Genomic DNA, 25,989 nt, shown 5'->3' on the forward strand with positions numbered 1-25,989 from the left:
ATTTCTACCAGTGTCGGTGTGCGCTGGCAGGATGTCAGTGTGAGCGACCCCCTGATGATCGACGCGGATGCCACGCGGTGGGCACCCGGTGACCGTGACGGCCTGCCGCTGCTGGTGATGCTCCATGGCTACGGCTCAGACGAGAACGATCTGTTCGGGCTGGTCCCGTTCCTGCCGGACGGGATCGCCGTGGCATCCGTCGCCGCCCCGCTCACGCCGCCGTGGCCTTCGCCCGGGCGCTCCTGGTACCCGATCGAGGGCATGGAGAGCCGGCATCCGGATGCCGTCACCGCCGCCGCGCGAGCGCTGCTGCACTGGCTGGATGCCGCGGCCTCCGATGCCCCGAAGATCGCGCTGCTCGGCTTCTCGCAGGGCGCCGCGGTCTCTCTGCAGGCGATGCGACTGGATGCCGCCCGCTTCGGCGCGATCGTCGCGCTCAGCGGCTACGCCACCCCGGGAGACCTGCCCGACGACGAGGAGCTGCGCACGTCACAGCCTCGCGTGTTCTGGGGGCGCGGCACGCACGACGACGTCATCCCGCAGGCACTGATCGATCACACCGCGCAGTGGCTGCCCGACCACTCAGAGCTCACCGGCCGGGTCTACCCCGGCCTCACGCACAGCGTGTCAGAGGACGAACTGCAGGACGTGCGGGTGTTCCTGGAGAAGTGGCGGGACGGCTCAGCGGACTGAGCCGGGGCCGTCCGGATCGGCGTCGTCATCGAAGGCGTCGCCGTCAGTTGCAGCATCCTGCGGGCCGTCGGTTTCGGGACCGTCAGCAGTCTCGTCGGCACTGCCATCCCCTGGCTTCCGACGCCCGCTCGCACCGAAGGCGAGCGCGAACGCGATCCCGATCGCGATGCCGATCGCGATGCCCATTCCCATGTTGTCCAGAGCCGAGCCCATCGCGACGCCGACGCCCATTCCCAGCGCGATGCCGATGCCCCAGCTGGCGCGCTGACGGGCCTCGCTCCTGCTCATGTCGTGGTCGGCCATGACTTCACGGTACGTCGTCGCGGCGGTGACAGCATCCGCCGCTCGACGGATATCGCGACACGCCCGACGGTTGCGCCGCGCGACACGCCCGGGTAGCATCGTCGAGTCCTGTCCGCCGTGTTTGGAAGTTCATTGATCTGAGTCGTCGCCTCCGCGCCCATCTTTCCGCGCGCTGACACGACCCTTCCTTGTACGGTTTCGCCGCCGCCTTCGGCGTCGTTCTTCGACGCGCCCAGCCGCCGCGACCGGTGTCAGTGCATTCGCACACCCCGGAGACACGCATGTCAACACCCACCATCCACTCCTCGGTCACCCTCGACCGACTCACCTTCACCTGGCCCGACGGGTCCACTGCGCTCGACGGCGTCACCGGATCGTTCGGGACCGGCCGAACCGGCCTCGTCGGCCGCAACGGCTCTGGCAAGTCCACGCTGCTGCGGCTGATCGCGGGCGAACTCGTCCCGAAATCGGGGACGATCACGACGACCGGCGACGTCGCCTACCTGCCGCAGCAGCTCACCCTCGACACGGATCGCCGCGTCGCCGAGCTGCTCGGCATCGCTTCGGCGCTGGACGCGGTGCGCGCCATCACGGCGGGCGACGTCGACCCGGCGCACTTCGATGCGGTCGGCGACGACTGGGACATCGAGGCGCGCGCCGAGGTCGCTCTGGCCGAGGCGGGCCTGGACCCCTCGTTCCTCGACCGCTGCGTCGGAGAGCTGTCGGGCGGTGAAGCCGTACTGGTCGCCATCGCCGGCATCCGCCTGCGACGCGCACCGATCACTCTGCTCGACGAGCCGACCAACAATCTCGATCGCGCTGCGCGAGCAGCGCTCGCCGCGATGGTGCGCGCCTGGAAGGGCACGCTCATCGTGGTGAGCCACGACGTCTCGCTGCTCGAGCTGATGGACGACACTGCCGAGCTGTACGAACACACGCTCAGCGTGTTCGGCGGACCGTACTCGGAATGGCGGGCATGGCTGGATGCCGAGCAGAACGCGGCCCGTCAGGCCGAACGCGACGCGAAGCAGGCTCTCAAGAAGGAGAAGCGCCAGCGCATCGAGGCCGAGACGAAGCTCGCCGGACGTGCTCGAGTGGCGAACAAGGCGTACGTCGAGAAGCGCGTGCCGAAGATCATCGCGAACGGGCGGAGGATGGCCGCGCAGGTGTCGGCCGGCCGGCTGCGAACGGAGGTCGCCGAGAAGGAGGCCGAAGCGCGTGAGGCTCTGGACGCGGCGGGCCACCGGGTGCGAGGCGACGCCTCGATGAAGATCGAACTGCCCGATCCCGATGTGTCGCGTGGCCGGCGCATCGCGACGATCAGCGACGCCGAGCGATCCTGGGTGATCCAGGGACCGGAGCGCGTGGCGGTCATCGGCCGCAACGGTGTCGGCAAGACGACGCTGCTGCGGCGGCTGGTGGCACCCGTCGCCGATGAGCCGGCACCGACGCTGGACGCGCATGCGCACACCGACCGGATCGGCTACCTGCCGCAGCGGATCGACGGGCTCGACGACTCGCGATCGGTCATCGAGAACGTGGCGCTGGCCGCACCGGCGATCCCCGAGAAGCAACTGCGCAACCGGCTCGCCCGGTTCCTGATCCGCGGAGACACGACCGACCGCCCGGTCAGCACGCTGTCCGGCGGCGAGCGCTTCCGCACCGCGCTGGCGACGCTGCTGCTGGCCGACCCCGCACCGCACCTCGTGGTGCTCGACGAGCCGACCAACAATCTCGACCTCGACACGGTCGACCAGGTCGTCGAGGCGCTGCGCGCCTACCGCGGAGCCGTGCTCATCGTCAGCCATGACGACGCGTTCCTGGACCGGCTCGACCTCGATCTCATCCTTGAGCTCGATGCCGACGGTCGGCTCGGCGACGTGGCGGAGGCGGCTACTTAGCCCGGCTGCTGCGCATCGCCCTGGTGTGCGCGAGCGAGGGATCGGCGGCAAGCGCCGCGTACTCCTCCGAATCTCGCGGCACCAGGGCGACGCGCCCCTCCGCATCATGATGCGTGCCCCAGCCGTAACGCTTGCCGATCGGCGAGGACCGCAGGCACGGCTGCCCCTTCGAGAAGAACTCCACCCTGGCCGCCGCGTCATCCGGGTCGATGCCCTTGCGCAGCGCGTGCGTCTCGAAGATGACGTCGTCGGAGGTGCGGCCGTACGGCTTCTCGGCGATGAGCCGATAGTGCAGCGCCGCGATGGACAGGTTCTCGGCGATCGGCGGCTCGGCGCCGTGATCGATCGGACAGTCCTCGGACACCTCGATGAACGTGCCCTGGTAGTTCGTCGCGTGGTCAGCCATGACACCACCATCCACCCGCGCAGGAACATTGTCGAGAGCGCATGTCGGATGCCTGCACGAAGATGGAGGGATGAGCGATGTGCTCGACAGGTTCACCCCGGCCACGCAGGACTGGTTCCGGGGTGCCTTCGCCGCGCCCACCAACGCGCAGGCGGGAGCATGGGAGGCGATCTCCGCCGGCAAGCACGCTCTCGTGGTCGCTCCGACCGGATCGGGCAAGACGCTGTCGGCGTTCCTGTGGGCGATCGACAGCATCTTCCGCGAGAAGACGGATGCCGTGGATGCCGTCGGCACCCGCATCCTCTACATCTCTCCGCTGAAGGCACTCGGCGTCGACGTCGAGCGCAATCTCCGCTCCCCGCTGGTCGGCATCGGCCAGTCCGCGCGAAGGCTCGGCGTCGACGCGCCGGGAGTGACGGTCGGCGTGCGCTCGGGAGACACGACCTCGAGCGATCGCCGCAAGCTCGTCACGAACCCGCCTGACATCCTCATCACCACGCCCGAGTCTCTGTACCTCATGCTCACCAGCCGGGCCGGTGAGACGCTGCGCGGAGTGCACACGGTGATCATCGACGAGGTGCACGCGGTCGCCGCCACCAAGCGCGGTGCGCACCTCGCAGTGAGCCTGGAGCGCCTGGACGCGCTGCGCCGCGCCGCGGGGGCGGATGCTGCGGCTCAGCGCATCGGGCTGTCAGCGACCGTCCGGCCGATCGACGAGGTGGCGCGGTTCCTGGGCGGTTCGGCGCCGGTCGAGATCGTCGCGCCCAAGGCATCGAAGACGTTCGAGCTCTCCGTGTCGGTCCCGATGGACGACATGACCAATCCCCCGCCGCCCCCTGGGGTGCCGGCGGCCGACGACGCGGATGCCGAGTACACCGAGGTCACCGGGTCCGTCTGGCCGCACGTCGAAGAGGCCATCGTCGATCGCATCCTCGAGAACAGCTCGACGATCGTCTTCTCCAACTCGCGTCGCCTGGCGGAGCGTCTGACCGGGCGGCTCAACGAGATCTACTCGGAGCGGATCGGCGTGCCGCTGCCTGATGCGTCGGCGCCGCCCGCCGCGATGATGGCGCAGGCGGGCTCCACCGCGGGCGCTGACCCCGTACTCGCCAAAGCGCACCACGGCTCGGTGTCGAAGGAGCAGCGGGCGCTGGTCGAGGAGGAGCTGAAGTCCGGCATCCTGCGCTGCGTCGTCGCGACCAGCAGCCTCGAGCTCGGCATCGACATGGGCGCGGTCGATCTCGTCATCCAGGTGGAGGCCCCGCCGTCCGCGGCATCCGGTCTGCAGCGCGTCGGGCGCGCCGGCCACCAGGTCGGTGAGGTGAGCCGCGCCGCGCTCTTCCCGAAGCATCGCGGCGATGTGCTGCACACCGCGATCGTCACCGAGCGGATGCTGGCGGGTCAGATCGAGGCGATCGCCGTGCCGCGCAATCCGCTCGACATCCTGGCTCAGCAGACCGTCGCGGCCTGCGCGCTGGATGCGATCAGCGTCGAGGAGTGGTTCGAGACCGTGCGCCGGTCCGCACCGTTCCAGTCCCTGCCGCGCTCCGCGTACGAGGCCACGCTCGACCTGCTGGCCGGGCGCTTCCCCTCCGACGAGTTCGCCGAGCTGCGCCCGCGCCTGGTCTGGGACCGGGATGCCGGCACTCTGACCGGGCGCCCCGGCGCGCAGCGGATCGCGGTCACCAGCGGCGGCACGATCCCGGACCGCGGGCTCTTCGGCGTGTTCGTCGCGGGCGAGGGCGCCGGCCGCCGTGTCGGAGAACTCGACGAGGAGATGGTCTACGAGTCCCGCGTCGGCGACGTCTTCACGCTCGGGACGACGAGCTGGCGCATCGCCGAGATCACGCACGATCGGGTCAACGTGATCCCGGCGTACGGACAGCCCGGCAAGGTCCCGTTCTGGCACGGCGACGGCATCGGCCGCCCGTACGAGCTCGGCGAGGCGCTCGGAAAGTTCTCGCGCGAGGTGGATGCCGCCGCTCCCGAGAAGGCCGCACAGCGCCTCATCGACGCGGGTCTCGACGAGCAGGCCCGTGCCAACCTCCTCGCGCACCTGCGGGAGCAGCGTGAGGCCACTGGCACCCTTCCGACCGACCGGAACCTCACCGTCGAGCGTGGCCGAGACGAGGTCGGCGACTGGCGCGTCATCCTGCATTCCCCGTACGGCATGAAGGTGCACGCGCCGTGGGCCCTGGCGATCAATGCGCGTGTGCGCGAGCGCCTGGGTGTCGAAGGATCGGCGGTGGCGAGCGACGACGGCATCATCGTGCGCATCCCGGATGCCGACGCCGAGCCGCCTGGTGCGGACCTCTTCGTCTTCGACGCCGACGAGATGGAGCACATCGTCACTGAGGAGGTGGGCGGGTCCGCCCTGTTCGCCTCCCGGTTCCGCGAGTGCGCCGCCCGCGCGCTGCTCATGCCTCGCATGAACCCGAACAAGCGGACGCCACTGTGGCAGCAGCGGCAGCGATCCGCGCAGCTGCTCGAGGTGGCGCGCCGGCATCCGACTTTCCCGGTGATTCTCGAGACCCTGCGAGAGGTGCTGCAGGACGTCTACGACCTGCCCTCGTTGCGCCGTCTCACCACCGCGATCGCCGAGCGCCGCGTGCGGCTCGTCGAGACCGAACCCGCGCAGCCGTCGCCGTACGCGCGCGACCTGCTTTTCGGCTACGTCGGCGCGTTCATGTACGAGGGCGACTCGCCGCTGGCCGAACGCCGTGCGGCGGCGCTCTCGGTCGATCCCGCTCTGCTCGGCGAACTGCTCGGCACGGTCGAGATGCGCGAGCTGCTCGACCCCGACGTCATCGCGCAGTTCGAGCGCGAGGCGCAGCGGCTGGAGCCGGACCGTCATGCCCGCGGCATCGAGGGCGTCGCCGACCTGCTGCGCACGCTCGGCCCGCTCGATGCCGCCGAGGTCGCCGAGCGGTTGGAGCCGGACCCTTCGACAGGCTCAGGGCCCGGCACCGAGGCGTTGAGTGGGCCGGAAGGTTCTCCCCGCGGGTCGTTGAGCGAGCCGGACGGTCCTCCACGCGGGTCGTTGAGCGAGCCGGAGGCGAGACGAAACGGGTTGAGCGAGGACGGCGAAGCCGCCCGAGTCGAAACCACTCTCGCTGAAGCCCAAGCCCACCTCGACACCCTGATCACTGCCCGCCGCGCCATCCCTGTCACGATCGCAGGTGCCTCGCGGGTCGCCGCCATCGAGGATGCCGCACGCCTCCGCGACGCGCTGGGAGCGGCGCTGCCGACCGGCATCCCGGTCGCCTTCCTCGAACCGGTAGCCGACCCGCTCGGCGACCTCGTCTCCCGATACGCGCGCACGCACGGCCCGTTCACGACCGATGCCGTCGCCGCCCGATTCGGTCTCGGAACGGCCGTCGCACGCCACACGCTGCAGCGTCTCGAGCAGTCCGGACGGGTGACCAGCGGGTACTTCCTGCCCGAGGCCTCCGGAGCCGCGACGGAGAACGAATGGTGCGACACCGAGGTTCTGCGGCGGCTGCGCATGCGCTCTCTCGCCGCGATCCGCGGCAGTGTCGAACCGGTCGCCCCGGAGGCGTACGCGCGATTCCTGCCGGACTGGCAGCACCTCACCCGACCCCTGGAGGGCATCGACGGAGTGCTGGCCGTGGTCGAGCAGCTCTCCGGTGTGCCGATTCCCGCGAGTGCCTGGGAATCGCTCGTCCTTCCGTCGCGGGTGCGCGACTACTCCCCCGGGCTGCTGGACGAGCTCACCTCGAGTGGCGAGGTCGTCTGGGCGGGGCACGGGACGCTTCCCGGGCGCGATGGCTGGGTGTCGCTGCATCCCGCCGATCTCGCACCCTTCACACTTCCGGTGACCGACGCCGAGATCGCGCCGGATTCGCTCGAGCACACACTCCTGGAGGCGCTCGGACGCGGCGGCGCCTACTTCGCCGCACAGCTGAAGGAGATGGCCGGTGCAGAGAACGAGCAGTCCGTGCTCGAGGCCCTGTGGAACCTGACCTGGTCGGGTTTCGTCACCAACGACACCTTCGCCCCCGTGCGTACGTTGCTCGCCGGCGGATCGCAGGCCCACAAGTCGGTGCGGCGGGCTCCGCGGGCGCGAACGTTCCGCGGCGTCTCCTTCTCGGGGCTGTCGGGCCCCGCACAGCAGTCACGGCCGACGGCCACGGGCGGACGGTGGTCGCTGCTCCCCACGGCCGGTCCCGCGGAGGCCTCGGCGACGGCATCTCGCCGCGCTACCGTTTCCGCCGGCCTGTTGCTCGATCGCTACGGCGTCGTCACGCGAGGAGCAGTGCAGTCCGAGGGCACACCCGGCGGCTTCGCCCAGGCGTATCGAATCCTCGCGGGGTTCGAAGAGGCCGGGCACTGCCGGCGCGGCTACGTCATCGAGAAGCTCGGGGCGGCGCAGTTCGCGGCATCCACGACCGTCGATCGGCTGCGCACGTTCGCGAACCTGCCCGATCCTGCACCCCTGCGGTCCATCACTCTCGCTGCGACGGATCCGGCGAACCCGTACGGCGCCGCGCTCGCGTGGCCGCGACGCGAGGGCGTCTCGCACCGCCCCGGTCGCAAGGCCGGCGGGCTCGTCGTGCTCGTGGACGGGGCGCTCGTGCTGTACCTGGAACGAGGCGGCCGCACGGTGCTGGCGTTCGATGACGATCCGGAGGTGCTACGGGCGGCGGCATCCGATCTCGTCGCCACCTCACGCGCCCGCCGGCTCGAAACGCTCACCGTGGAGAAGATCAACGGCGAACCGATCTACGGCACGACCTTCGCCACAGCCCTGCAGGAGGCCGGTTTCGTGCCGACTCCGCGGGGATACGCCCTGCGGAAGGCCATCTGAGACTGGTACGATATCTGGTACAAGTCGGGAGGAATCATGGCAATCACCACGAGCGAGGCACGTCGCGATCTGTTCGGGTTGATCGAGCGAGTCAACCTCGACCACAGCGAAGTGGAGATCACCTCGCGGCGAGGATCAGCCGTGCTGATGTCGAAGGACGAGTACGACTCGCTCATCGAGACCAGTTACCTGCTGCGCTCGCCCGAGAATGCGCGGCGTCTGCTGTCGGCCCTGGACTCGGCGCGCTCCGGGAGCGTCGAGGAGCACGACCTCCGCGACGCATGACCACCGCCCGGCTCCTCACCTGGACGCCCGAGGCGTGGGAGGACTACCTGCACTGGCAGACGCAGGATCGGAAGACTCTGCGGCGAATCAATCAGCTCATCGCGGACGTGCTGCGCGACGACCCTTTCGAGGGCATCGGCAAACCCGAGCCGCTGCGGCATGCTCTAGCCGGTGCCTGGTCGCGGCGCATCGATGAGGCGAACCGCCTGGTGTACGTCGCCGACGCGACGCACGTCACCATCCTTCAAGCGAGGTACCACTATTGATTCGGGAGTTCTTCGCCGGTGTGGGCACGCTGCTGCGCGGGTTCGGGATGTGGAAGTCGAACACGAGGCTCTTGGCCCTGGGCCTGATCCCGGCGTTCATCGCGTGGCTGGTTCTGCTGGCCGCGCTCGCGCCGCTCGTGATCTGGTTGGGTCCGATCACCGACTGGATGACCCCGTTCGCGGACGGCTGGACCGCACCGTGGCAGGGTGTCCTGCGATTCGGCCTCGGTGCTGTGGTGCTGGTCGCCTCGCTCGCCCTCGCCGCGGCGGTCTTCACCGCCCTCACTCTGACGATCGGCGACCCGTTCTACCAGCGGATCTGGCGTGGCGTCGAGCGCTCGCTCGGCGAGGAGCCGACTGGCGAGACCGGTTTCTGGGCGACCGTGGGTGAGGGCATCCGCCTCGTCTTCCTCGGCCTGCTCGTCGCGCTCGTGACGCTCGTGATCGGCTTCGTCCCCGTGGTCGGCGGTGTGGCGGCATCCATCATCGGCGTCGTCCTGAACGGCAGGGTACTCGCCCGCGAACTCACCGGACGTGCCTTCGATGCGCGCGGGCTCACCGGATACTCACGATCCGGGATGCTGCGCGCAGGCCGCGCCCGCGTCATCGGCTTCGGCGTGGCGACGCAGCTGTGTTTCCTTGTGCCGTTCGGCGCGATCGTCACGATGCCCGCCGCGGTCGCCGGTTCGACGCTCCTCGCGCACGACCTGCTGCGGCGCGCGAATCCCGACCGGACGCCGGAGGTGTCGCAAAGTGCCGCTCCCGCGCCCGCCGGGCGGCAGGAAGAGCCACCTCCAGGGAGAGCAGCCGCGACCTCCACGCGGGAGGTGTCGCAAAGTGCCGCTCCCGCACCCGCCGGGCGGCAGGAAGCGACACCTCCCGGGCCGACCGCAAGCGCGCCGCCGCCGCCTCCACCGGGGCCGCCCCGTGCCTGAGGGCGACACCGTCTTCCGCACCGCGCGGCGGCTCGACGAGGCCCTTGCCGGGCACGAGGTCACGCGGTTCGATCTGCGCGTCCCGCATGTCGCGACCGCGGATCTCACGGGCGCCACGATCCGCGGCTGCGCGGCGCGCGGCAAGCACCTGCTGCTGCACATCGGCGATCACACGCTGCATTCTCATCTGCGCATGGATGGCGCGTGGTTCCTGTACCGACCGGGTGAGAGGTGGCGGCATCCGGCGTTCAAGGTGCGCGCGATCGTCGGCACGACCACGCACGAAGCCGTCGGCGTCGACATCGCCGACATCGAACTGATCCCCACTCGCGACGAGGAGCAGATCGTCGGGCATCTGGGTCCCGATCCCCTCTCCGACGACTGGGATGCCGCGACTGCGGCGGCCCGCCTGAGCGCCGATGCCCGCAGCATCCACGTCGCTCTGCTCGACCAGCGCAACGTCGCGGGCTTCGGCAACGAGTACGCCGCCGAGCTGCTGTTCCTGCGCGGGATCCTGCCGACCACGCCTGCGACAGAGGTCGACACGGCAGCCCTCGTCGACCTCGGTGCCCGCACGATCCGCGCCAACCGCGAGCGGGTCGATCGCACCTTCACCGGGGTGAACCGGCCAGGACGCACGACCTGGGTGTACGGCCGCGCGAACCGGCCGTGCCGACGATGCGGAACGCTGATCCGCCGCGGCGAGCAGGGTGCCGATCCGACTCGCGAGCGCATCACTTTCTGGTGCCCGAACTGTCAGCGCTGACGGTCAGAACCACTCGATCCGGTTCAGCATCCCGATTCGGGAATGAATTCGCCCCTCCCATGGTTGTTGATATATCCGGAGATGTCCGGACTGGGAGGAATCTTGGGTAAGAACTACATCGATATCGAGGACGACCAGGGCACGACGCTGCGTTATCGCAAGCACGTCAACGGCCGTGGCCTTGTCGCGCACGGCGCGAAGGTGCATCCGAAGGCCGTTGTCGAGGTCGGCGCCTATGTCGAACCGGGGGCTCGCGTGGGCGCGGGAGCCAGAGTGATCCGCGGAGCGTGGGTCGAACCGGATGCCGTGATCGGCGAGAACGCCTACATCGACGCCCACGCGCACATCGGCGAGGGTGCAGCCGTCGGCGAGGGCGCCCACATCGGCGTCCGCACCGACATCGGCGCCGGAGCCCGCATCGCACGAGGTGCCCGAATCGGTGACGACGAGACCGTCGCAGCGGGGCTCCGCATCGCCACCGACCGGAAGGGTCTCTGGCTGGCCGCCTGAGCCCGGTCGGGTCTGCGAGGTCCGCGCGCTACTTCAGCGCGCGCCGGATCAGGATCGAGGCGCTCTCGACGACCACGACCATCGCGATGATCACCAGCACGTAGGCGAGCACTTCGTCGAAGTGCCTCCCCTGCAGGGCGTTCAGCAGCAGGAATCCGATGCCGCCTGCGCCCACGATGCCGAGCAGCGTCGCCGAGCGGATGTTCTGCTCGAGCAGGTACATCAGGTGGCTGACCATCGCGGGCACCGACATCGGCAGCGTCGAGGAGAAGAACACCTGCGTGCGTGTGCTGCCGCCTGCCGCGAGCGCGCGCTCCGGTCCGTTCGGCACCTCCTCCATCGAGTCACCGATGAGCTTCGCGAGCAGTCCCACTCCGCCGATGCCGAGGGCCAGCGCGCCGGCCTGCGGACCGATGCCGGCCGCGATGATGAACAGGATCGCCACGACGAGATCGGGGATCGCTCGGATGAACAGGGCGATGCCGCGGAAGGTGTTGCGGATCCAGCTGTTCGGTGCGACGTTCCGCGCTGACAGCGGGCCGACCACGGCGGAGATGATCGCGCCCATGAGCGTGGCGGCGAAGGCGATCTGGATCGTCGTCACCACGGCCGCCGTGACATCGGCGACGCTGCGGCTGCCGAAGTGCGGGGGCCAGATCGCGCGGTCGCGCGCGGGATCGACGAGCTCGTTCCATGACGGCGCGAGCATCTTCGTGATGTCGGGTGCCGCGTAGACGAACGCGCCGATGACGACGAGGATGCCGACCCAGATCCACAGCGTGTTGCCGATGCGGCTGCGGTCCCAGGGCCGGTGCATGGCCGCCTCGATGCGGGCGTGGCGATCCAGCGTTCTGATCGTCCCCGTGCTCTTCGCATCCGCGACGGCGGGCTTGCTGCGCGCGACGGCGCGGGCCACCGTGTCGCCAAGACCCTTGCCGGTCGGCTGCACGCCGAGGAGGCGGGTGCGCAGCAGTGACGAGACGACCTCGAACAGCACGCAGAGGACGATGATGATCACCACGAGCGGGATGACGCGTCGCATCCCCGCAGGTCCCCCGTGCAGCGCTTCGTCGAGCTCGTAGCCGATGCCGATCACTCCGACGACACCGAGGATGACGGTGCCGCGCAGGTTGATGTCGGCGCGGTGGAGAGCGACCGCGATCCACGCCGGAAGCACCTGCGGAACGACGCCCGACCAGAACTCCTGCGACTTCGAGCCTCCGGCGGAGCGGATGGCGAGCCGCGGACCCTCGTCGATCTGCTCGATGGCATCGGCGAACATCTTCGAGATCATGCCGACCGAGTGCAGGCCGATCGCGACGATGGCCGGCAGCGTCCCGGAGTTGAACCAAAGGAAAGCGAAGATCACCACGAAGACGACGTCGGGGACAGCGCGAGCGATGACGCCGATGCCGCGGCAGGCGGCCAGCACGAGCCCGTGCGGCGTGGTGTTGCGTGCGGCCCCGTAGGCCACCGGCACCGAGAGCACGGCAGCCAGCGCGGTACCGGCGATCACCAGCGCCAGCGTGATGACGATCGTGAGGAACATCTCCCAGATCGGCGCGAAACCGACCCAGGTGGTCACGTACGTCGTCGTGCCGTCGGCCTGACGCTCGCCGGCGACCTCCCAGCCCGGCCACTGCATGGGGGTCGCCATCCCGAGGAAGCGGGCGATGTTCTTGCCCGTCGTATCGAGACTCTTCAGGCTGTAGTCGAGTCCGATGAACGACCAGACACCGAGGGCGAGGATCGCCATGATGACACCGTAGGAGACGATCGTGGACAGTCGCGGCGCCGGACGCCGGACGAGTGCGGAGCGAGCGGCGATAGCCGTGGGGCGTTCGGCGACCGTGGTCACGCGGGCTCCTCGTTCGCGAAGTCCTCGGCGAGGCGGTCGCGAGCGGATGCCGCACGCTGCGCCTCCTGGCTGCGCACCTGTTCGCGCGCCTCGGCGAGCTCGTCCTCGAGCGCCGCGATCTCACTGGTCGTGGTGGCGACGCGGCCGTAGATCTCCATGACCTCTTCGCGGCTGAGGTCGTCGGTGCGCGTGTCGAGCACGACCCGGCCGGCGCGCAGGCCGACGATGCGGTCGCCCCAGCTCAGTGCCAGATCGACTTGGTGCAGTGAGCAGATGACGGTCAGCGATCGTTCGGCCGCGATCTCTCGGATCAGCGCCATCACCTGGCCGCTCGACTCGGGGTCCAGGGATGCCACGGGCTCATCGGCCAGGAGGATCTCGGGGTCCTGCATGAGTGCGCGGGCGATCGCCACGCGCTGCTGCTGGCCGCCGGAGAGCTGATCGGCCCGCTGGTAGGCGAACTCGAGCAGCCCGACCCTGTCGAGATGGCCGAGTGCCTTCTCGCGCAGGGCGCGCGGGTAGGTGACGATGCCCACGCGCGGGCCGCGCAACGACGACAGACCGCCGGTGAGCACGTTCTCGAGTACGGTGAGCGCGCCGACGAGCTCGAACTGCTGGAAGATGAAGCCGATGCGACCGCGCAGGGCGCGCAGGTGCCGACCGATGAGCCCCGCGACGGGTTCGCCGAGGGAGACGACGGCCCCCTCGGTAGGGGTCTCCAGCCCGTTCATGTGACGCAGGAGCGTCGACTTGCCCGAGCCCGAGAGCCCGAGCAGGACGACGATCTCTCCTGGTTCGACGGACAGCGACACCCCCTCCAGTGCCGGGACTTTGGCTCCGGGGTAGGTCTTGCCCAGATCTGTGATCCGGACTGCGGGGGTGTCGCTGTTCGTCATGTCAATTGCTCCTGGCTGCGTCTACGTGGGATCGGACAGGGTCAGGCGCGGCAGGCCTCGACCTCATCGGCGATCTCGGTGCACAGCGTGCGGATGAGGTCGTAGTACGCGTCGTCGACGGCACCGAAGCCGAACCAGCCGTCGGTGAGGAACTCGTTGAGCTCGACGCCCGCGTCGGTCAGGTCGGACTGGGTGCTGTCGGCGAGAGCCGCGACCAGCTGGTCCTGCACGTCCTGCGGCAGAGCGGCCTGCATGACGATGGGAGCGGCGGGAACCTGCACGCGCTGGACCTCTTCGAGCTCACCAGACTCGATCAGCGGGTCGGCGTCGATGTCCTGCGCGAAGCCGACCTGGCAGTCGGTGCCCTCGGCGACCTTCCTGGCGTTGAGGTCGTGCTCCTCGCCGAAGAAGCGGTCGTCATCGGCGACGGTGACACCCGCCTCGAGGAGGCCGCCCATCGGAACCGCGAAGCCCGAGGTCGAGGTGGGGTTGACGAAGCAGACCGGGCGATCGGCGAAGTCCTCGAGCGAGGTCACGTCGGTGGCCGCGGGGTTCTTGACGGCGACGGAGAAGTAGCCGGGCTCTGCACCCTCCTGGGTGATCTGCGCGCCGATCGGAACGATGTCGGCGCCGGCGTTCTGCGACTGGAAGTACGTGAAGGCGGAGATCTGCGCGATGTCGATCTGGTCGGCGGCGAGGCCCTGCACGACGGCGGTGTAGTCGGTCGCCTGGAAGAACTCGACGTTCTTCCCGGTGATCTCGGCGATCCAGTCGGCGATCGGCTGGGCGTCCTGGTCGGCGCCCTCGTGGTCGGGAAGGACGGCGAAGACCAGCGTGTCGGAGTCACCGGAGGCGAATGTGCCCTCGGCGTTTCCGCCGTCGGTGGAGGAGTCGGCGGTGTCGGCGGCGCAGGCCGTGAGACCGAAGGCGAGGGTGAGGCCGGCGGCGAGCGCGAGTCCGCGCTTGAGGGTGGACTGCATGGAGGAACCTTTCGAAGGTGCGGGTGCAGGGTGATGTGCTCGGCTGGGACGCCGACCTCCACGAGCTAACGGGCGCAGAGCGACCAGCGCGGATAGAGAACCTGACGTGGCCGTGAACTCGACATGAACAGCCGAGTAGCCTGAACGCATGGCATCGCGCACGTCCACCCCCCGCACATTCCGGCTGGGCGCTGTCCCCGGCGCGACACCAGGCAAGTGGATCGACACCTGGAAGCAGCGGATGCCGCGAGTCCTCCTGGAACTCGTGCCGATCGAATTCGCCGATCAGCGCACAGCGATAGACGACCTGGATGCCGCGCTCGTGCGCAGACCGCTCGACGATGCCGACGATCTGCACGTCATCCCGCTGTATGACGAGGTTCCGGTCGTGGTGGCATCCGCGGAGTCGCACCTCATGGCCGCAGATCAGCTCACCGCCGACGACCTCGTCGGTGAAGTGCTGATCACCCCGCTCGACGACGTGCTCGGCCCACTGTCGCTGCCGACCGTCGCGCCGAAGTTCTCGCCGCTCGCGACGACGGCGGATGCCATCGCCACTGCCGCATCGGGTGTCGGCATCGTCGTCGTACCGATGTCGCTGGCGCGCCTGCACCAGCGCAAGGACGTCGGCTACCGCCCCCTGCTGGCAGGACCGACGTCCCCCGTCGTCCTCGCCTGGCGGCGAGATCGGACCACGGAGGACGTCGAGACCTTCATCGGGATCGTCCGCGGACGCACCGCGAACTCCTCGCGGTGAGGCCGAGCGATTCGGAGCCTGGCTTCGACTCGCTGGCGCTCGCTCACCCCGTTTCGTCTCGCTGACGCTCACCGCACCGCACCGCACCGCACCCCGCAGGGCACAGTAGTGCGGGTCGTTGAGCGAAGGCGCGAAGCGCCGAAGTCGAAACGGGCTGAGCGACCGAAGGAAGTCGAAGCCACCTTCCGATCAGGCCGCCAGGACGGGGGCCTGTACCGCGAGGCCCTCGGCTCCGGCATCCACCTGCACGGCGCCGCCGTCCGCGAGTTCCCCCGACACCAGCAGGTCCGCGATCCGGTCGTCGACCTCGCGCTGGATCAGCCGGCGCAGTGGCCGCGCACCGTATTCGGGCTCGTACCCGTGCTCGCCCAGCCACTCGACCGCGGCGTCCGTGACCTCGACAGCGATAGAACGCTCCGCGAGCCGCGCGGACGTCGCCTGGAGCATGAGCCGCACGATCCGTCCGAGCTCGTCACGCGTCAGCTTCTGGAACAGCACGATCTCGTCGATCCGGTTCAGGAACTCCGGACGCATCGCCTCACGGAGCTTGCCCATCACGCGTGCGCGGAGGTCGGCCTGAGACGCGAACCCGTTCGCGGAAGCATCCTGCGAAGACACGAAACCGAGCGCTCCCGAACGCGAGGCGAGGAACTCCGAGCCGATGTTCGAGGTCATCACGATCACCGTGTTGCGGAAGTCGACCGTGCGGCCTTGACCGTCGGTGAGGCGGCCGTCGTCGAGCACCTGCAGCAGCAGGTTGAACACGTCGGGGTGCGCCTTCTCGATCTCGTCGAACAGCACGATCGAGTACGGGTTGCGTCGCACGCGCTCGGTGAGCTGTCCCGCCTCGTCGTAGCCGACGTATCCCGGAGGGGCGCCCACGAGCCGCGAGACCGTGTGCCGCTCGCCGAACTCGCTCATGTCGAAGCGGATCACGGCGTTCTCGTCGTCGAAGAGGCGGTCGGCGAGAGCCTTCGCCAGCTCGGTCTTTCCGACGCCGGTCGGACCGAGGAACAGGAACGATCCCACCGGGCGGCGGGCGTCGCCCATGCCGGTGCGGCTGCGTCGCACGGCACGTGCCACCGCGGCCACGGCGTCGTCCTGACCGATCACGCGCGCGTGCAGGTCGGCCTCGAGATCGGCGAGACGCTCGCGCTCGTCTTCGGTGAGCCTGCTGGCCGGGATGCCGGTGGCACGCGCGATCACCTCGGCGATCTCGCGCTCGTCGACGATCGCTGCGGCGTCGTCGGTGCGACCGGCGGATGCCGCATCGATCCGGGCCTGGACCGCCGCCATCTCATCGCGCAGCCGCGAGGCCTCCTCGTACTGCTCCGCAGTCACGGCGGCGTTCTTGCGCGACTCGAGGTCGGCGAGTTCCGCCAGCAGCGCCGACGGGTCCTCGGGCAGGCCGAGCTTCAGCCGCAGCCGGGCGCCCGCCTGGTCGATCAGGTCGATCGCCTTGTCAGGAAGCACACGGTCCGGCAGGTAGCGGGCGCTCATCGTCACGGCGGCGCGCAGCGCGGCATCCGTGTAGGTGACCGCGTGGTGCTGCTGGTAGGCGTCCTTCAGCCCCTCGAGAATCCGAACGGCGTCCTCGATGGAGGGCTCGTCGACCTTGACCGGCTGGAAGCGGCGTTCCAGTGCCGGGTCCTTCTCGATCTGGCGGTACTCCTTGAGCGTGGTCGCACCGACCATGTGCAGGTCGCCGCGGGCGAGGCGGGGCTTGAGGATGTTCCCGGCATCCATCGCCCCTTCGCCGGCTCCGCCTGCGCCGACCACAGTGTGCGCCTCGTCGATGAAGACGATCACCTCGTCCTTGTGCGCGTCGATCTCGTCCATGGTCTGGGTGAGTCGCTCCTCGAAGTCACCGCGGTAACGGGTGCCGGCCAGCATGGCGGGCAGGTCGAGCGCGATGACGCGGCGGCCGGCGAGCTGCGCGGGGACGGCGCCGTCGACTATCGCCTGCGCGATGCCGTCGACGATCGCGGTCTTGCCGACGCCCGCCTCACCGATCAGCACCGGGTTGTTCTTGGTGCGGCGGCTGAGGATCTCGATGGTCTGCTCGATCTCGTCGCTGCGGCCGATCACGGGGTCGAGCGCGCCCTCGCGCGCCCGTGCGGTGAGGTCGGAGCCGTACTTGTCGAGCATGGGCGACTCGGATGCCGTGGCCTCCGCGTCGGCGGTCTCGCCGCCGACCGGGGCGGTGACGTGCTCGCGCGCGCCCTGGGTGAGTGCCTCGGCCGTGACGCCGGCGCGGGCGAGGACCTGACCGGCCGGCACATCCTGGCCGAGCACGAGCGCGAAGAACAGGTGCTCCGGATCGATGTATGTGGCGCCGGCAGAGCGTGCCACCTGGTAGGCGTGGAAGAGCGCGCGGCTCGCGCTCGGCGTGATCGTGGCGGCGGCCACTCCGGTCGCTTCGCCGGGGAGCGGCAGTCGGGCCTCGACGGCCTCGACGATCTGCGCGGGCTGCACGCCGATGTTCTCGATCGCGCGCACGACCGTGTCGTCCTCGACGATCATGCGCAGCACGTGCAGGGCGTCGAGTTCGGTCTGGCCGCGCTCGAGGGCGAACCGACCGGCGCGCTGCAGGATCCGCTGGGTGCGCGCGGTGAGGAACCGGCTGAGGTCGATGGATCGGGCCTGCCGGGACTGTTCGCCCGCGAGATACCGGGCGAGGAAGTCGTCGAACGAGCCTGCGCCGGTGTCGCTGAAGTCGTTGGGCACTGTGTCCTCCTGAAAAGTTGAGCGTACATCACTCAAGTACGAAGTTGAGCGTAATGCACTCAAGTTCAACACGCTCCGGCGGAGGATATTCCCGCCCGGCCGAATAGAATTCTCAGGTGGCCTCGATCCTGTACGTCTGCGTGAGGCCGGAGCAGGGCGCGGCGGATGCCGAGCACCAGTCGTTCCGGCGAGCACTCGGCGTGCCCTCGCTCGACCGGTGGGATCTGCTCGAGACGCCGCTGGACGCCTCTGTGCCGGAGCAGTACGACGGAATCGTCGTCGGCGGGTCACCGTTCAACGTCGTCGTGGAAGAGCGAGGCGAGCTGCAGCGGCGGGTGGAGGGCGACCTCGAGCGACTCGCGCGGGCCGCGCTCGACGGCCCGCTCTCGGCGTTCTTCACCTGTTACGGCATCGGAGTGGTGACGCGGATGCTCGGCGGCACGGTCGGCTCCGCAGTGCCGGAGTCGACGCGGGCCACACAGGTGCGCATCACCTCGGCCGCCGCCGAGGATCCGATCTTCGGCCCGTCGGCGCCTGCGATGTCGGTGCTCACGGCGCACAAGGAGGGCTCGATCGAGCCGCCGCCCGGAGCCGTGCTGCTCGCCACGAACGACGACTGCCCCGTGCAGGCGTACCGGGTGGGGAACCGGCTTTATGCGACGCAGTTCCACCCCGAGGTCACCCCGCAGGACTTCGTGGATCGGATGGCGTACTACCGGACCACGGGGTACTTCGACCCGCGGGAGTACGACCTGACGGCCGAGCGCGTGCTCGCGGCATCCGTCACCGGCACCGACCTGCTTCGCCGCTTCGCGGCGATGCTGGGCTAGGGCCGGCTTCGACTCGTCGCTGCGCTCCTCGCTCACCCCGTTTCGTCTCGCTCCGCTCGCTCAACGACCCGCAAAGACACTGAGCTCAGTGCGGGTCGTTGAGCGGAGGCGGCGCAGCCGCCGCAGACGAAACGGGCTGAGCGACCGCAGGGAGTCGAAGCCAGAGCTACGGCCGCAGCAGCTCGAGCTGCTCGCGCAGGTACGCCTCGAGCGGGCGGTACGCGCTGCCCGACCAGTTCACCATCGGCACGCCGTCGCGCATGGCGAGCGGACCGGACGAGCCGCCGGCATCCACGGCATCCAGGTCGACGACCGTCCAGCCGATGTGCGCGACCTCTCCCTCGCCGAATCCACCGCGCAGCGCCATCTGCCTGCGCGCGGCGCGCTCGCGGGCCGACTCGGCCGTGTAGCCGCGGCGTCCTGGGTCGGCGGCGCGCAGAATCTCGGCGGTCACGAGCGTCCGATCGTCGGTGAGCAGCAGCACACCGACGTGCCAGGCCTCGCCGACGCGCACGATCCGGTCGCCGCGCCAGCGCGAGGAGCGCTCCTCGCCGAGCCCCTCTTTCGGGATGCCCTCGAGCGCGCCACGCGCGTCGGCGATCAGTTCGGCGGCGGAGGTCACGGATTCAGGCTACTCGCGCCCCCGATTCGTCACCGCCGCCGCGAACGCGGCAGAATCGATGCACACCCCTGCAAGGAGCATCCATGTCTCAGACCGATACCGCACGCCTGCTCATCGCCTGCGATGACCAGCCCGGGATCGTCGCCGCCGTCGCGAACGTCCTCGCTCAGCACGGCGCGAACATCATCTCGCTCGATCAGCATTCGACGGATGCCGAGGGCGGACGGTTCTTCCAGCGCACGGTGATCCACCTGCCAGGGCTCGCAGCCTCCCGCCCCGCGCTGGAGGCATCGATCGAAGAGGTGGCCGAGAGGTTCGGCATGGAGTGGTCGCTGCACGACACCTCACGCCGCAAGCGCGTCGCGATCTTCGTGTCGAAGTACGACCACTGCCTGATGGAACTGCTGTGGCGTCAGCAGCGCGGGCAGCTCGACGTCGACATCACGATGGTCGTCTCGAACCACCCCGACCTCGCCGAGGCGGTGCGCACGTTCGGAGTGCCGTTCGTGCACATCCCCGGCGGAACCGGTCCCGAGGCGAAGGCGGCGATGGAGTCGCGCCAGCTCGAGCTGCTCCAGGGCAACGTCGACCTCGTCGTGCTCGCCCGCTACATGCAAATCCTCACGGACGACTTCATCGAGCGCATCGGCGCACCGGTGATCAACATCCACCACTCGTTCCTGCCCGCGTTCATCGGCGCGAACCCGTACGCGCGCGCCAAGGAGCGCGGTGTCAAGCTCATCGGCGCGACGGCGCACTACGCCACGGCAGACCTCGACGAGGGCCCGATCATCGAGCAGGACGTCACGCGCGTGACGCACTCCGAGTCGGCCGCCGAGCTGCAGAGCCGCGGCGCCGACGTCGAGCGGCTGGTGCTCGCCCGCGCCGTGCAGTGGCACGCGGAGGACCGCGTGATCGTGCACGGCCGCTCGACCGTCATCCTCTGACGTTTCCTCGAACACGAAGAACGGCCCGGGCGATCGCCCGGGCCGTTCTTCGTGGTGCTGGTCTCAGAGCACCTTGGCGAGGAAGTCCTTCAGCCGGTCGCTCTTCGGCGCACCGAACAGCTCGGCAGGCACAGCCTCCTCGACGACCACTCCGGCGTCCATGAACACCGTGCGGTCCGAGACCTCGCGTGCGAAGCCCATCTCGTGGGTCACGAGCACCATCGTCATGCCGCCCTCTGCCAGGTCGCGGATGACCTGCAGAACCTCGCCGACCATCTCGGGGTCGAGGGCGCTGGTGGCCTCGTCGAACAGCATGATCTCGGGGTCCATCGCCAGCGCGCGGGCGATCGCGACGCGCTGCTTCTGACCGCCGGAGAGGGATGCGGGCTTGGCATCCGCCTTCTCCGAGAGTCCGACCCGCTCGAGCAGAGCCAGCGCGCGCTCGCGGGCCGCCGTCTTGGAGAGCCGTCCGAGTTCGATCGGCGCGAGCGTGATGTTCTCCAGCACGGTCATGTGCGGGAAGAGGTTGAAGTGCTGGAACACCATGCCGATGCGCTGGCGCACCTCGTCGAGCTTGACGCTCTTGTCGGTGAGGTCGACGCCGTCGATGATCACCTGGCCGCTGGTGGGCTCCTCGAGCTTGTTCAGGCAGCGCAGCAGCGTCGACTTGCCCGAGCCCGACGGGCCGATCACCGCGACGACCTCACCGTCGGCGACCGTGAGGTCGATGCCCTTGAGGACCTCGTTGCTCCCGAAGGACTTGTGCAAGTCTCGGACGTCGATCTTGCTCATGCGTTGAACTTCCTCTCCAGGCGGTTCGCGAGCAGCGTCAGCAGCGTGATCACGACGAAGTAGATGATGGCGACGATGGTCAGCACCTGCGCCGACAGGTACGTCGAGGCGATGATCTGCCGCGACTGGAACGTGAGCTCCGCGAGCCCGATGACGCTGATGAGCGAGGTGTCCTTCAGCGTGATGATGCCCTGGTTGACGAACGACGGGATCATGATGCGGAACGCCTGCGGCAGCACGACCTTCTGCATGGTCTTCCACTGGCCGAGGCCCAGCGACCGCGACGCCTCGTTCTGACCGGGATCGACGGCCTGGATGCCGCCGCGGATGATCTCGGTCATGTACGCGCCGGTGTTCAGCGACAGCGTGATCGCACCGGCGACGAACGGGTTGAACGTGAGCCCGGGGAACAGCTGCGGGATCGCGAAGAAAACGAAGAACGCCTGCACGAGGATCGGGGTGCCGCGGAACACGTACACGTACGCCGTCGAGACCCAGCGGAACAGGAAGAACTTCGAGATGCGCCCGAAGCCGAACACGATGCCGAGGATGAAGGCGACGACGATCGCGACGATCGTCGAGAGGATCGTGAGCCACAGACCCTCCATCAGGGCGGGCCAGTACTGGATGGCGACCGAGATGATGTCGGTCGGCTGCGTCGACTGCTCGCCGCCGCCGAGGTAGCGGTCGACGATCTCGTCGAACTCGCCGGATTCCTGCACGTTCGCGAGGCCGGCGTTGAACATCTCGAGCAGCTCCGGGTTCATCCCCTTGTTCACCGCGAAGCCGTACTCGCCGCCGAGCTCGGGCTCGCCGATCAGACGGAAGCCGGATCCCTGCTGGATGCCGTAGGCGAGGACCGGGAAGTCCTCGAAGTAGCCGACGGCCTGGCCGGCCTTGACCGCATCGACCATGTCCGTCGTGTCCTGGTACGGAGTCACGCGGAAGCCGTACTCGTCCTTGTTGTCATCGGCGAAGGTCTGCCCCTGCGTGCCGGTCTTGACGGCGACGGTCTTGCCGTCGAGGTCGTCCAGCGACTGGATGTCGCTCGCCTCGAGCACCCCGAGCTGGATGCCGCTGGTGAAGTACGGGTCGCTGAAGTCGAACGCCTGCTTGCGCTCGTCGGTGATCGACATTCCGGCCATGACGGCATCGACCTGGTTGGACTGCAGCGCCTGCACTGCGGCGTCGAAGCCGAGCTGCCGGATCTCGACCTCGAAGCCCTGGTCATCGGCGATCGCGCGGAGCAGGTCCATGTCGATGCCGACCAGATCGCCGTCGGAGTTCGTGAACTCGAACGGGGCGAACGTCGTGTCGGTGCCGATGACGTAGGTCTCGCCCTCGTCGGCAGCTGTGGCCGGCGCTGCCACGCCGAACAGCACGCCGGCCGCGACCAGGGCGGTCATCGCCAGCGCCGCGATCCTGCGCCCGAGCGAACGCGAGGGTTCTGAAAGATTTCGGATCACGACGGATGCTCCTCGGATCGGTGATACGACCGGACAGCCGCGGTCATCCAGCCTAACCCCGCGATCTGGACGTCACAGCCCGACGATGAGCTCCGCGAACACCTCGTCAGCGCTGTCGAGTCGCGCAAGTGGGGCAGCCTGGCCGAGCCAGAGCGACTGTAGCTCGCCGAGGTTCTGCTCGCCCGCCGCAGCTCGGAAGCGCCCGGTCAGCCAGTTCTGCATCGGGAACGGCGCGATCGTGCCGCTCGCCTCGATCGCCCGCACTGCACGGTTCCGGGCGCCGCGAGCGAGCCGGCCGCTCATCGCTCGAGTCAGCACGCTCTCATCGGCGGCCGTCGTGCGGATCGCCGCACGGTGGGCGTCGTTCGCCGCGGACTCCCGGGTCGCGAGGAACGCCGTGCCCACCTGCACACCGGCTGCGCCCAGAGCGAGGGCCGCCGCCACGCCTCGCCGGTCGGCGATGCCGCCGGCCGCGACCACGGGGATGCCGACGGCATCCACCACCTGCGGCACGAGGGCGAACGTGCCGACCAACGACTCCGCCGCGTCACGCAGGAACGACACCCGGTGCCCGGCGGCTTCCGCGCCCGAGGCGACGACGACGTCGACGCCGCCCTGTTCCAGCGCGACCGCCTCGGCGACCGTCGTCGCGGTGCCGATGACGCGGATGCCGCGGCGATGCGCCTCTTCGATGACCTCGGCCGACGGCACTCCGTAGACGACGCTGAGGGCCGCCGGCGCGGCATCCCAGATCGCGTCGAGCTGCTCGTCGAGTGTCGGCAGATAGCGTTCGGGGCGGTGCGGAATCTCTACCCCGACCGCCTCGTAGAAGGGCTCGAGCGCCTGCGCGAACACGGTGTGCTGCGGACCGGGTTCGACCTCGTCACCGGTCGGCAGCCAGATGTTCAGCGCGAACGGCCCGTCGGTCGCCTCCCGCAGCGCGGCGGCCGTGTCACGGATCCGCGAGCCGTCGTAGCCGTACAGCCCGTAGGCGCCGAGCCCGCCGGCCTCGCTCACCCCCGCTGTCAGAGCGACGGACGACATCCCGCCGAACGCTCCGAGAAGAATCGGATGCCGGATGCCCAGGACTTCGCGCAGGTCGCTCATGAATCCGAGGCTACGCCTCAGGGGGTCGCTGGTAGCCTCTGTGACATGGCGGACGGGATCGAGCAGCTGATGCAGCTCATGCTGTCTGCGCTCGGCCTGATCGCGATGCCCGATCTGGCATCGCTCGACCTCGCCGCCCTCACTCTCGCCGTCGCCCTGCTGACTGTCGCCGCGCTCGTCGTCGCGATCACGCTCGGCGTCGTGCAGGCAGGGCAGGGTTCCGCCCCGCACCCGCTGCGCGCCATCGATCCGTCCACTCTGCTCTCACAGAGCGACCCGGGAGCCGCCGGGCATCCGCGTCCCAGGGCGCCGGGAGTCGTGCGCGCCGTGTGACCGTCCGTTCGTGACGGGAGCACGGCCTTCAGCCGACTCTCCCGACACCCAGAACGGACACCTCCTTGGACATCTATGCCTTCCCGCCGATCGCGGCGATCCTCGACGCCGCCTACGGCGCGCTGACCGCGCTCTCTGCAGCGCTCGAACCTCTCGCCGGCAGCGCCGCATCCGCAGCCGCCGTCATCCTCGTCACCCTCCTCATTCGCGCGCTCCTCATCCCGGTCGGCGTCTCTCAGGCGAAGGCCGAGCGGACGCGTGCACGCCTCGCGCCGAAGCTCCGCGAGCTGCAGAAGCGCCACAAGAAAAACCCCGAGCGCCTGCAGCGCGAGACCATGCAGCTGTACAAGGACGAGAACACCTCGCCCTTCGCGGGATGCTTGCCGGTGCTGCTGCAGGCTCCGGTCGTCGGCATCCTCTACACGCTGTTCCTGCGCACTGACATCGCGGGGCACGCGAACGAGCTGCTCGCGCACGATCTGTTCGGCGCCTCGCTGGGCACGAGCCTGGTGCACATGCTGTTCGCGGGCCCCTTCTCGTTGCCGACGCTGCTCGTGTACCTCGCACTGATCGCGATCATGATCGTCGTCGCCGAGGTCACCCGGCGCGTGTTCCGCCCGGCGCCGGTCGACGACTCGCCGCTCTCCTCCCCCGGGATGCTGCGCATGATGAGCGCGATGCATTACCTGACGGCGGTTTTCGCGGTGTTCGTGCCGCTGGCCGCAGCGCTCTATCTGACCGTCACCGTGGCATGGACGCTCGTGCAGCGTGTGGTCCTGCGCCGTCGCTATCCGCTTCCGGTGCCCGTGTGAGGTCAGTTCGGAACGATAGGGATCGTGCCGGTGAAGACGGCAGGCGGCCCGTCCGGGCCGCTCTTGCCGTCGACGCGGCGCTTCTCTCGACGCACCCCCAGCGCCGTGCCCACGCTCGCCGCGACGACGAGCGCGACGGCGGCGAGCTTCAGCGGCGTCGCCGACTGGCCGAGGACGAGCCAGCCGGCAAGCGTCGCGAACGCGGGCTCGAGGCTGAGCAGCACCCCGAAAACGCGCTGCGGCAGACGACGGAGAGCTGCAAGCTCGAAGCTGTAGGGGATCACCGACGACAGCACCGCGGTGAGGAACGCGAGCAGAAGCAGCATCATGTCGCCGTCCACTGCGGCGACCGTCGGGATGCCGACCGGGAGCAGCAGGACGGACGCGACGAGCAGCCCGACCACGAGGCCGCCGCTGCCGGGGATGGACTCGCCGACCTTGGCGCTCATCCGGATGTAGAACACCCAGAACGCTGCGGCGATCAGAATGAAGACGACGCCGAGGAGGTCGAGCGGTTCGCCACCCAGCATCCCGTCGAGCCCGAGCAGCCCCATGCCGATCAGGGCGACCGCGACCCACACGCCGTCCATCAGCCGGCGGGTGAGAACGGCCGCCAGAATCAGCGGACCGAGGAACTCGATCGCGACCGCAGGTCCCAGCGGAACGCGCTCGATCCCGGAGTAGAAGAAGCCGTTCATGCCGGCCAGCGACACCCCGAACAGCACCGCCGCGAGCCACTGCTGACGGCTCCAACCACGGGTCCTCGGCCGCACGATGACGAGCAGGATCAGCGCGGCGATCCCGATCCGAAGCGACGTGACGCCCCAGGCGCCAAGGGCCGGGAAGAGCTGCGCGGCGATGGCCGCGCCGAACGGCAGCGACAGGCATGACCCGATCACGAGCACCACGCCGACGGCGGGGCGAGAGGACGAAGTCGAGGTCACGTACACAGCGTGCTCCCCGCGGGAC

Annotated in this window: 24 protein-coding genes; 13 read left to right on the forward strand and 11 right to left on the reverse strand. The window is 69.3% G+C overall.

Annotated features, from left to right (window positions below; all coding sequences use genetic code 11):
- Nucleotides 1–39 precede the first annotated feature (39 nt).
- Nucleotides 40–693, forward strand: a complete 654-nt coding sequence (locus tag MAE01_RS02655) for an alpha/beta hydrolase (RefSeq protein ID WP_229718227.1) — start codon at nt 40–42, stop codon at nt 691–693.
- Here the strand turns inward: MAE01_RS02655 and MAE01_RS02660 are convergent.
- Nucleotides 682–996 (reverse strand): glycine zipper domain-containing protein, encoded by a 315-nt coding sequence (locus MAE01_RS02660; protein ID WP_147038006.1) that lies wholly within the window; start codon nt 994–996, stop codon nt 682–684. The two genes, MAE01_RS02655 and MAE01_RS02660, sit on opposite strands and share 12 nt — an antisense overlap.
- A 281-nt stretch (nt 997–1,277) precedes the next feature.
- On the opposite strand from MAE01_RS02660, the gene MAE01_RS02665 reads away from it, so the two are divergent.
- Nucleotides 1,278–2,897, forward strand: a complete 1,620-nt coding sequence (locus MAE01_RS02665) for an ABC-F family ATP-binding cassette domain-containing protein (RefSeq protein WP_147038007.1) — start codon at nt 1,278–1,280, stop codon at nt 2,895–2,897.
- On the opposite strand, the gene MAE01_RS02670 is transcribed toward MAE01_RS02665, so the two are convergent.
- Complete coding sequence (locus MAE01_RS02670; RefSeq protein ID WP_147038008.1) at nt 2,890–3,303, reverse strand: DUF6157 family protein; 414 nt, start codon at nt 3,301–3,303, stop codon at nt 2,890–2,892. The two genes, MAE01_RS02665 and MAE01_RS02670, sit on opposite strands and share 8 nt — an antisense overlap.
- A 70-nt stretch (nt 3,304–3,373) precedes the next feature.
- Here MAE01_RS02670 and MAE01_RS02675 point away from each other — a divergent pair, with 70 nt between their 5' ends.
- The 6 genes from MAE01_RS02675 (at nt 3,374) to MAE01_RS02700 (ending at nt 10,893) form a co-directional block, all read left to right on the forward strand.
- Entirely contained in the window at nt 3,374–8,131 is a 4,758-nt protein-coding gene (locus tag MAE01_RS02675; RefSeq protein ID WP_147038009.1) for an Lhr family ATP-dependent helicase, read from the forward strand.
- Nucleotides 8,132–8,167: 36 nt separating this feature from the next.
- Nucleotides 8,168–8,416, forward strand: a complete 249-nt coding sequence (locus MAE01_RS02680; RefSeq protein ID WP_147038010.1) for a type II toxin-antitoxin system Phd/YefM family antitoxin — start codon at nt 8,168–8,170, stop codon at nt 8,414–8,416.
- Nucleotides 8,413–8,682 (forward strand): Txe/YoeB family addiction module toxin, encoded by a 270-nt coding sequence (locus tag MAE01_RS02685; RefSeq protein ID WP_147038011.1) that lies wholly within the window; start codon nt 8,413–8,415, stop codon nt 8,680–8,682. The genes MAE01_RS02680 and MAE01_RS02685 overlap by 4 nt, the downstream gene beginning before the upstream one ends.
- Entirely contained in the window at nt 8,679–9,617 is a 939-nt protein-coding gene (locus MAE01_RS02690) for an EI24 domain-containing protein (RefSeq protein WP_229718228.1), read from the forward strand. Before MAE01_RS02685 ends, MAE01_RS02690 begins: the two co-directional genes overlap by 4 nt.
- On the forward strand, nt 9,610–10,383 hold the full coding sequence (locus MAE01_RS02695) for a DNA-formamidopyrimidine glycosylase family protein (RefSeq protein ID WP_147038012.1): 774 nt from the start codon (nt 9,610–9,612) through the stop codon (nt 10,381–10,383). The genes MAE01_RS02690 and MAE01_RS02695 overlap by 8 nt, the downstream gene beginning before the upstream one ends.
- 102 nt (nt 10,384–10,485) lie before the next feature.
- Complete coding sequence (locus tag MAE01_RS02700) at nt 10,486–10,893, forward strand: transferase (RefSeq protein ID WP_147038013.1); 408 nt, start codon at nt 10,486–10,488, stop codon at nt 10,891–10,893.
- Nucleotides 10,894–10,921: 28 nt separating this feature from the next.
- Here the strand turns inward: MAE01_RS02700 and MAE01_RS02705 are convergent, their stop codons facing one another.
- The 3 genes from MAE01_RS02705 to MAE01_RS02715 are packed head-to-tail and all read right to left on the reverse strand — an operon-like array spanning nt 10,922 to nt 14,627.
- Complete coding sequence (locus MAE01_RS02705) at nt 10,922–12,751, reverse strand: PhnE/PtxC family ABC transporter permease (protein ID WP_147038014.1); 1,830 nt, start codon at nt 12,749–12,751, stop codon at nt 10,922–10,924.
- Nucleotides 12,748–13,647 (reverse strand): phosphonate ABC transporter ATP-binding protein, encoded by a 900-nt coding sequence (phnC, locus tag MAE01_RS02710; protein ID WP_147038015.1) that lies wholly within the window; start codon nt 13,645–13,647, stop codon nt 12,748–12,750. The genes MAE01_RS02705 and phnC overlap by 4 nt, the downstream gene beginning before the upstream one ends.
- Before the next feature lie 41 nt (nt 13,648–13,688).
- Nucleotides 13,689–14,627, reverse strand: a complete 939-nt coding sequence (locus tag MAE01_RS02715; protein ID WP_186806093.1) for a PhnD/SsuA/transferrin family substrate-binding protein — start codon at nt 14,625–14,627, stop codon at nt 13,689–13,691.
- 148 nt (nt 14,628–14,775) lie between these two features.
- Here MAE01_RS02715 and MAE01_RS02720 point away from each other — a divergent pair, with 148 nt between their 5' ends.
- Nucleotides 14,776–15,384, forward strand: a complete 609-nt coding sequence (locus MAE01_RS02720) for a LysR substrate-binding domain-containing protein (RefSeq protein ID WP_147038017.1) — start codon at nt 14,776–14,778, stop codon at nt 15,382–15,384.
- A 189-nt stretch (nt 15,385–15,573) separates the two neighbouring features.
- Here the strand turns inward: MAE01_RS02720 and MAE01_RS02725 are convergent, their stop codons facing one another.
- A complete protein-coding gene (locus tag MAE01_RS02725; RefSeq protein ID WP_147038018.1) occupies nt 15,574–18,111 on the reverse strand; it encodes an ATP-dependent Clp protease ATP-binding subunit in 2,538 nt (845 codons plus the stop codon).
- 116 nt (nt 18,112–18,227) lie between these two features.
- Between MAE01_RS02725 and MAE01_RS02730 the strand changes: the two genes are divergently transcribed.
- Entirely contained in the window at nt 18,228–18,941 is a 714-nt protein-coding gene (locus MAE01_RS02730) for a glutamine amidotransferase-related protein (protein WP_147038019.1), read from the forward strand.
- 166 nt (nt 18,942–19,107) lie between these two features.
- On the opposite strand, the gene MAE01_RS02735 is transcribed toward MAE01_RS02730, so the two are convergent.
- Complete coding sequence (locus MAE01_RS02735) at nt 19,108–19,563, reverse strand: glutaminase (RefSeq protein WP_147038020.1); 456 nt, start codon at nt 19,561–19,563, stop codon at nt 19,108–19,110.
- Between the two features lie 83 nt (nt 19,564–19,646).
- Here MAE01_RS02735 and purU point away from each other — a divergent pair, with 83 nt between their 5' ends.
- Complete coding sequence (gene purU / locus MAE01_RS02740) at nt 19,647–20,510, forward strand: formyltetrahydrofolate deformylase (protein ID WP_147038021.1); 864 nt, start codon at nt 19,647–19,649, stop codon at nt 20,508–20,510.
- Nucleotides 20,511–20,573: 63 nt separating this feature from the next.
- Here purU and MAE01_RS02745 read toward each other — a convergent pair whose 3' ends face one another.
- The 3 genes from MAE01_RS02745 to MAE01_RS02755 form a co-directional block, all read right to left on the reverse strand.
- The gene (locus tag MAE01_RS02745) at nt 20,574–21,302 is read right to left on the reverse strand and encodes an amino acid ABC transporter ATP-binding protein (protein ID WP_147038022.1); all 729 of its coding nucleotides are present in this window, start codon (nt 21,300–21,302) and stop codon (nt 20,574–20,576) included.
- Nucleotides 21,299–22,768 (reverse strand): amino acid ABC transporter substrate-binding protein/permease, encoded by a 1,470-nt coding sequence (locus MAE01_RS02750; protein WP_229718229.1) that lies wholly within the window; start codon nt 22,766–22,768, stop codon nt 21,299–21,301. The genes MAE01_RS02745 and MAE01_RS02750 overlap by 4 nt, the downstream gene beginning before the upstream one ends.
- Before the next feature lie 72 nt (nt 22,769–22,840).
- Nucleotides 22,841–23,875: an NAD(P)H-dependent flavin oxidoreductase gene (locus MAE01_RS02755; protein ID WP_147038023.1), complete on the reverse strand. Its 1,035-nt coding sequence runs from the start codon at nt 23,873–23,875 to the stop codon at nt 22,841–22,843.
- A 45-nt stretch (nt 23,876–23,920) separates the two neighbouring features.
- Between MAE01_RS02755 and MAE01_RS02760 the strand changes: the two genes are divergently transcribed.
- The gene (locus tag MAE01_RS02760; RefSeq protein WP_147038024.1) at nt 23,921–24,208 is read left to right on the forward strand and encodes a DUF6412 domain-containing protein; all 288 of its coding nucleotides are present in this window, start codon (nt 23,921–23,923) and stop codon (nt 24,206–24,208) included.
- Between the two features lie 65 nt (nt 24,209–24,273).
- Nucleotides 24,274–25,020 (forward strand): YidC/Oxa1 family membrane protein insertase, encoded by a 747-nt coding sequence (locus MAE01_RS02765; RefSeq protein WP_147038025.1) that lies wholly within the window; start codon nt 24,274–24,276, stop codon nt 25,018–25,020.
- Nucleotides 25,021–25,022: 2 nt separating this feature from the next.
- Here the strand turns inward: MAE01_RS02765 and MAE01_RS02770 are convergent, their stop codons facing one another.
- The gene (locus MAE01_RS02770) at nt 25,023–25,964 is read right to left on the reverse strand and encodes an EamA family transporter (protein WP_147038026.1); all 942 of its coding nucleotides are present in this window, start codon (nt 25,962–25,964) and stop codon (nt 25,023–25,025) included.
- Nucleotides 25,965–25,989 lie beyond the last annotated feature (25 nt).

The sequence above is a fragment of the Microbacterium aerolatum genome (genome assembly GCF_007988825.1).
Taxonomy (GTDB): domain Bacteria; phylum Actinomycetota; class Actinomycetes; order Actinomycetales; family Microbacteriaceae; genus Microbacterium; species Microbacterium aerolatum.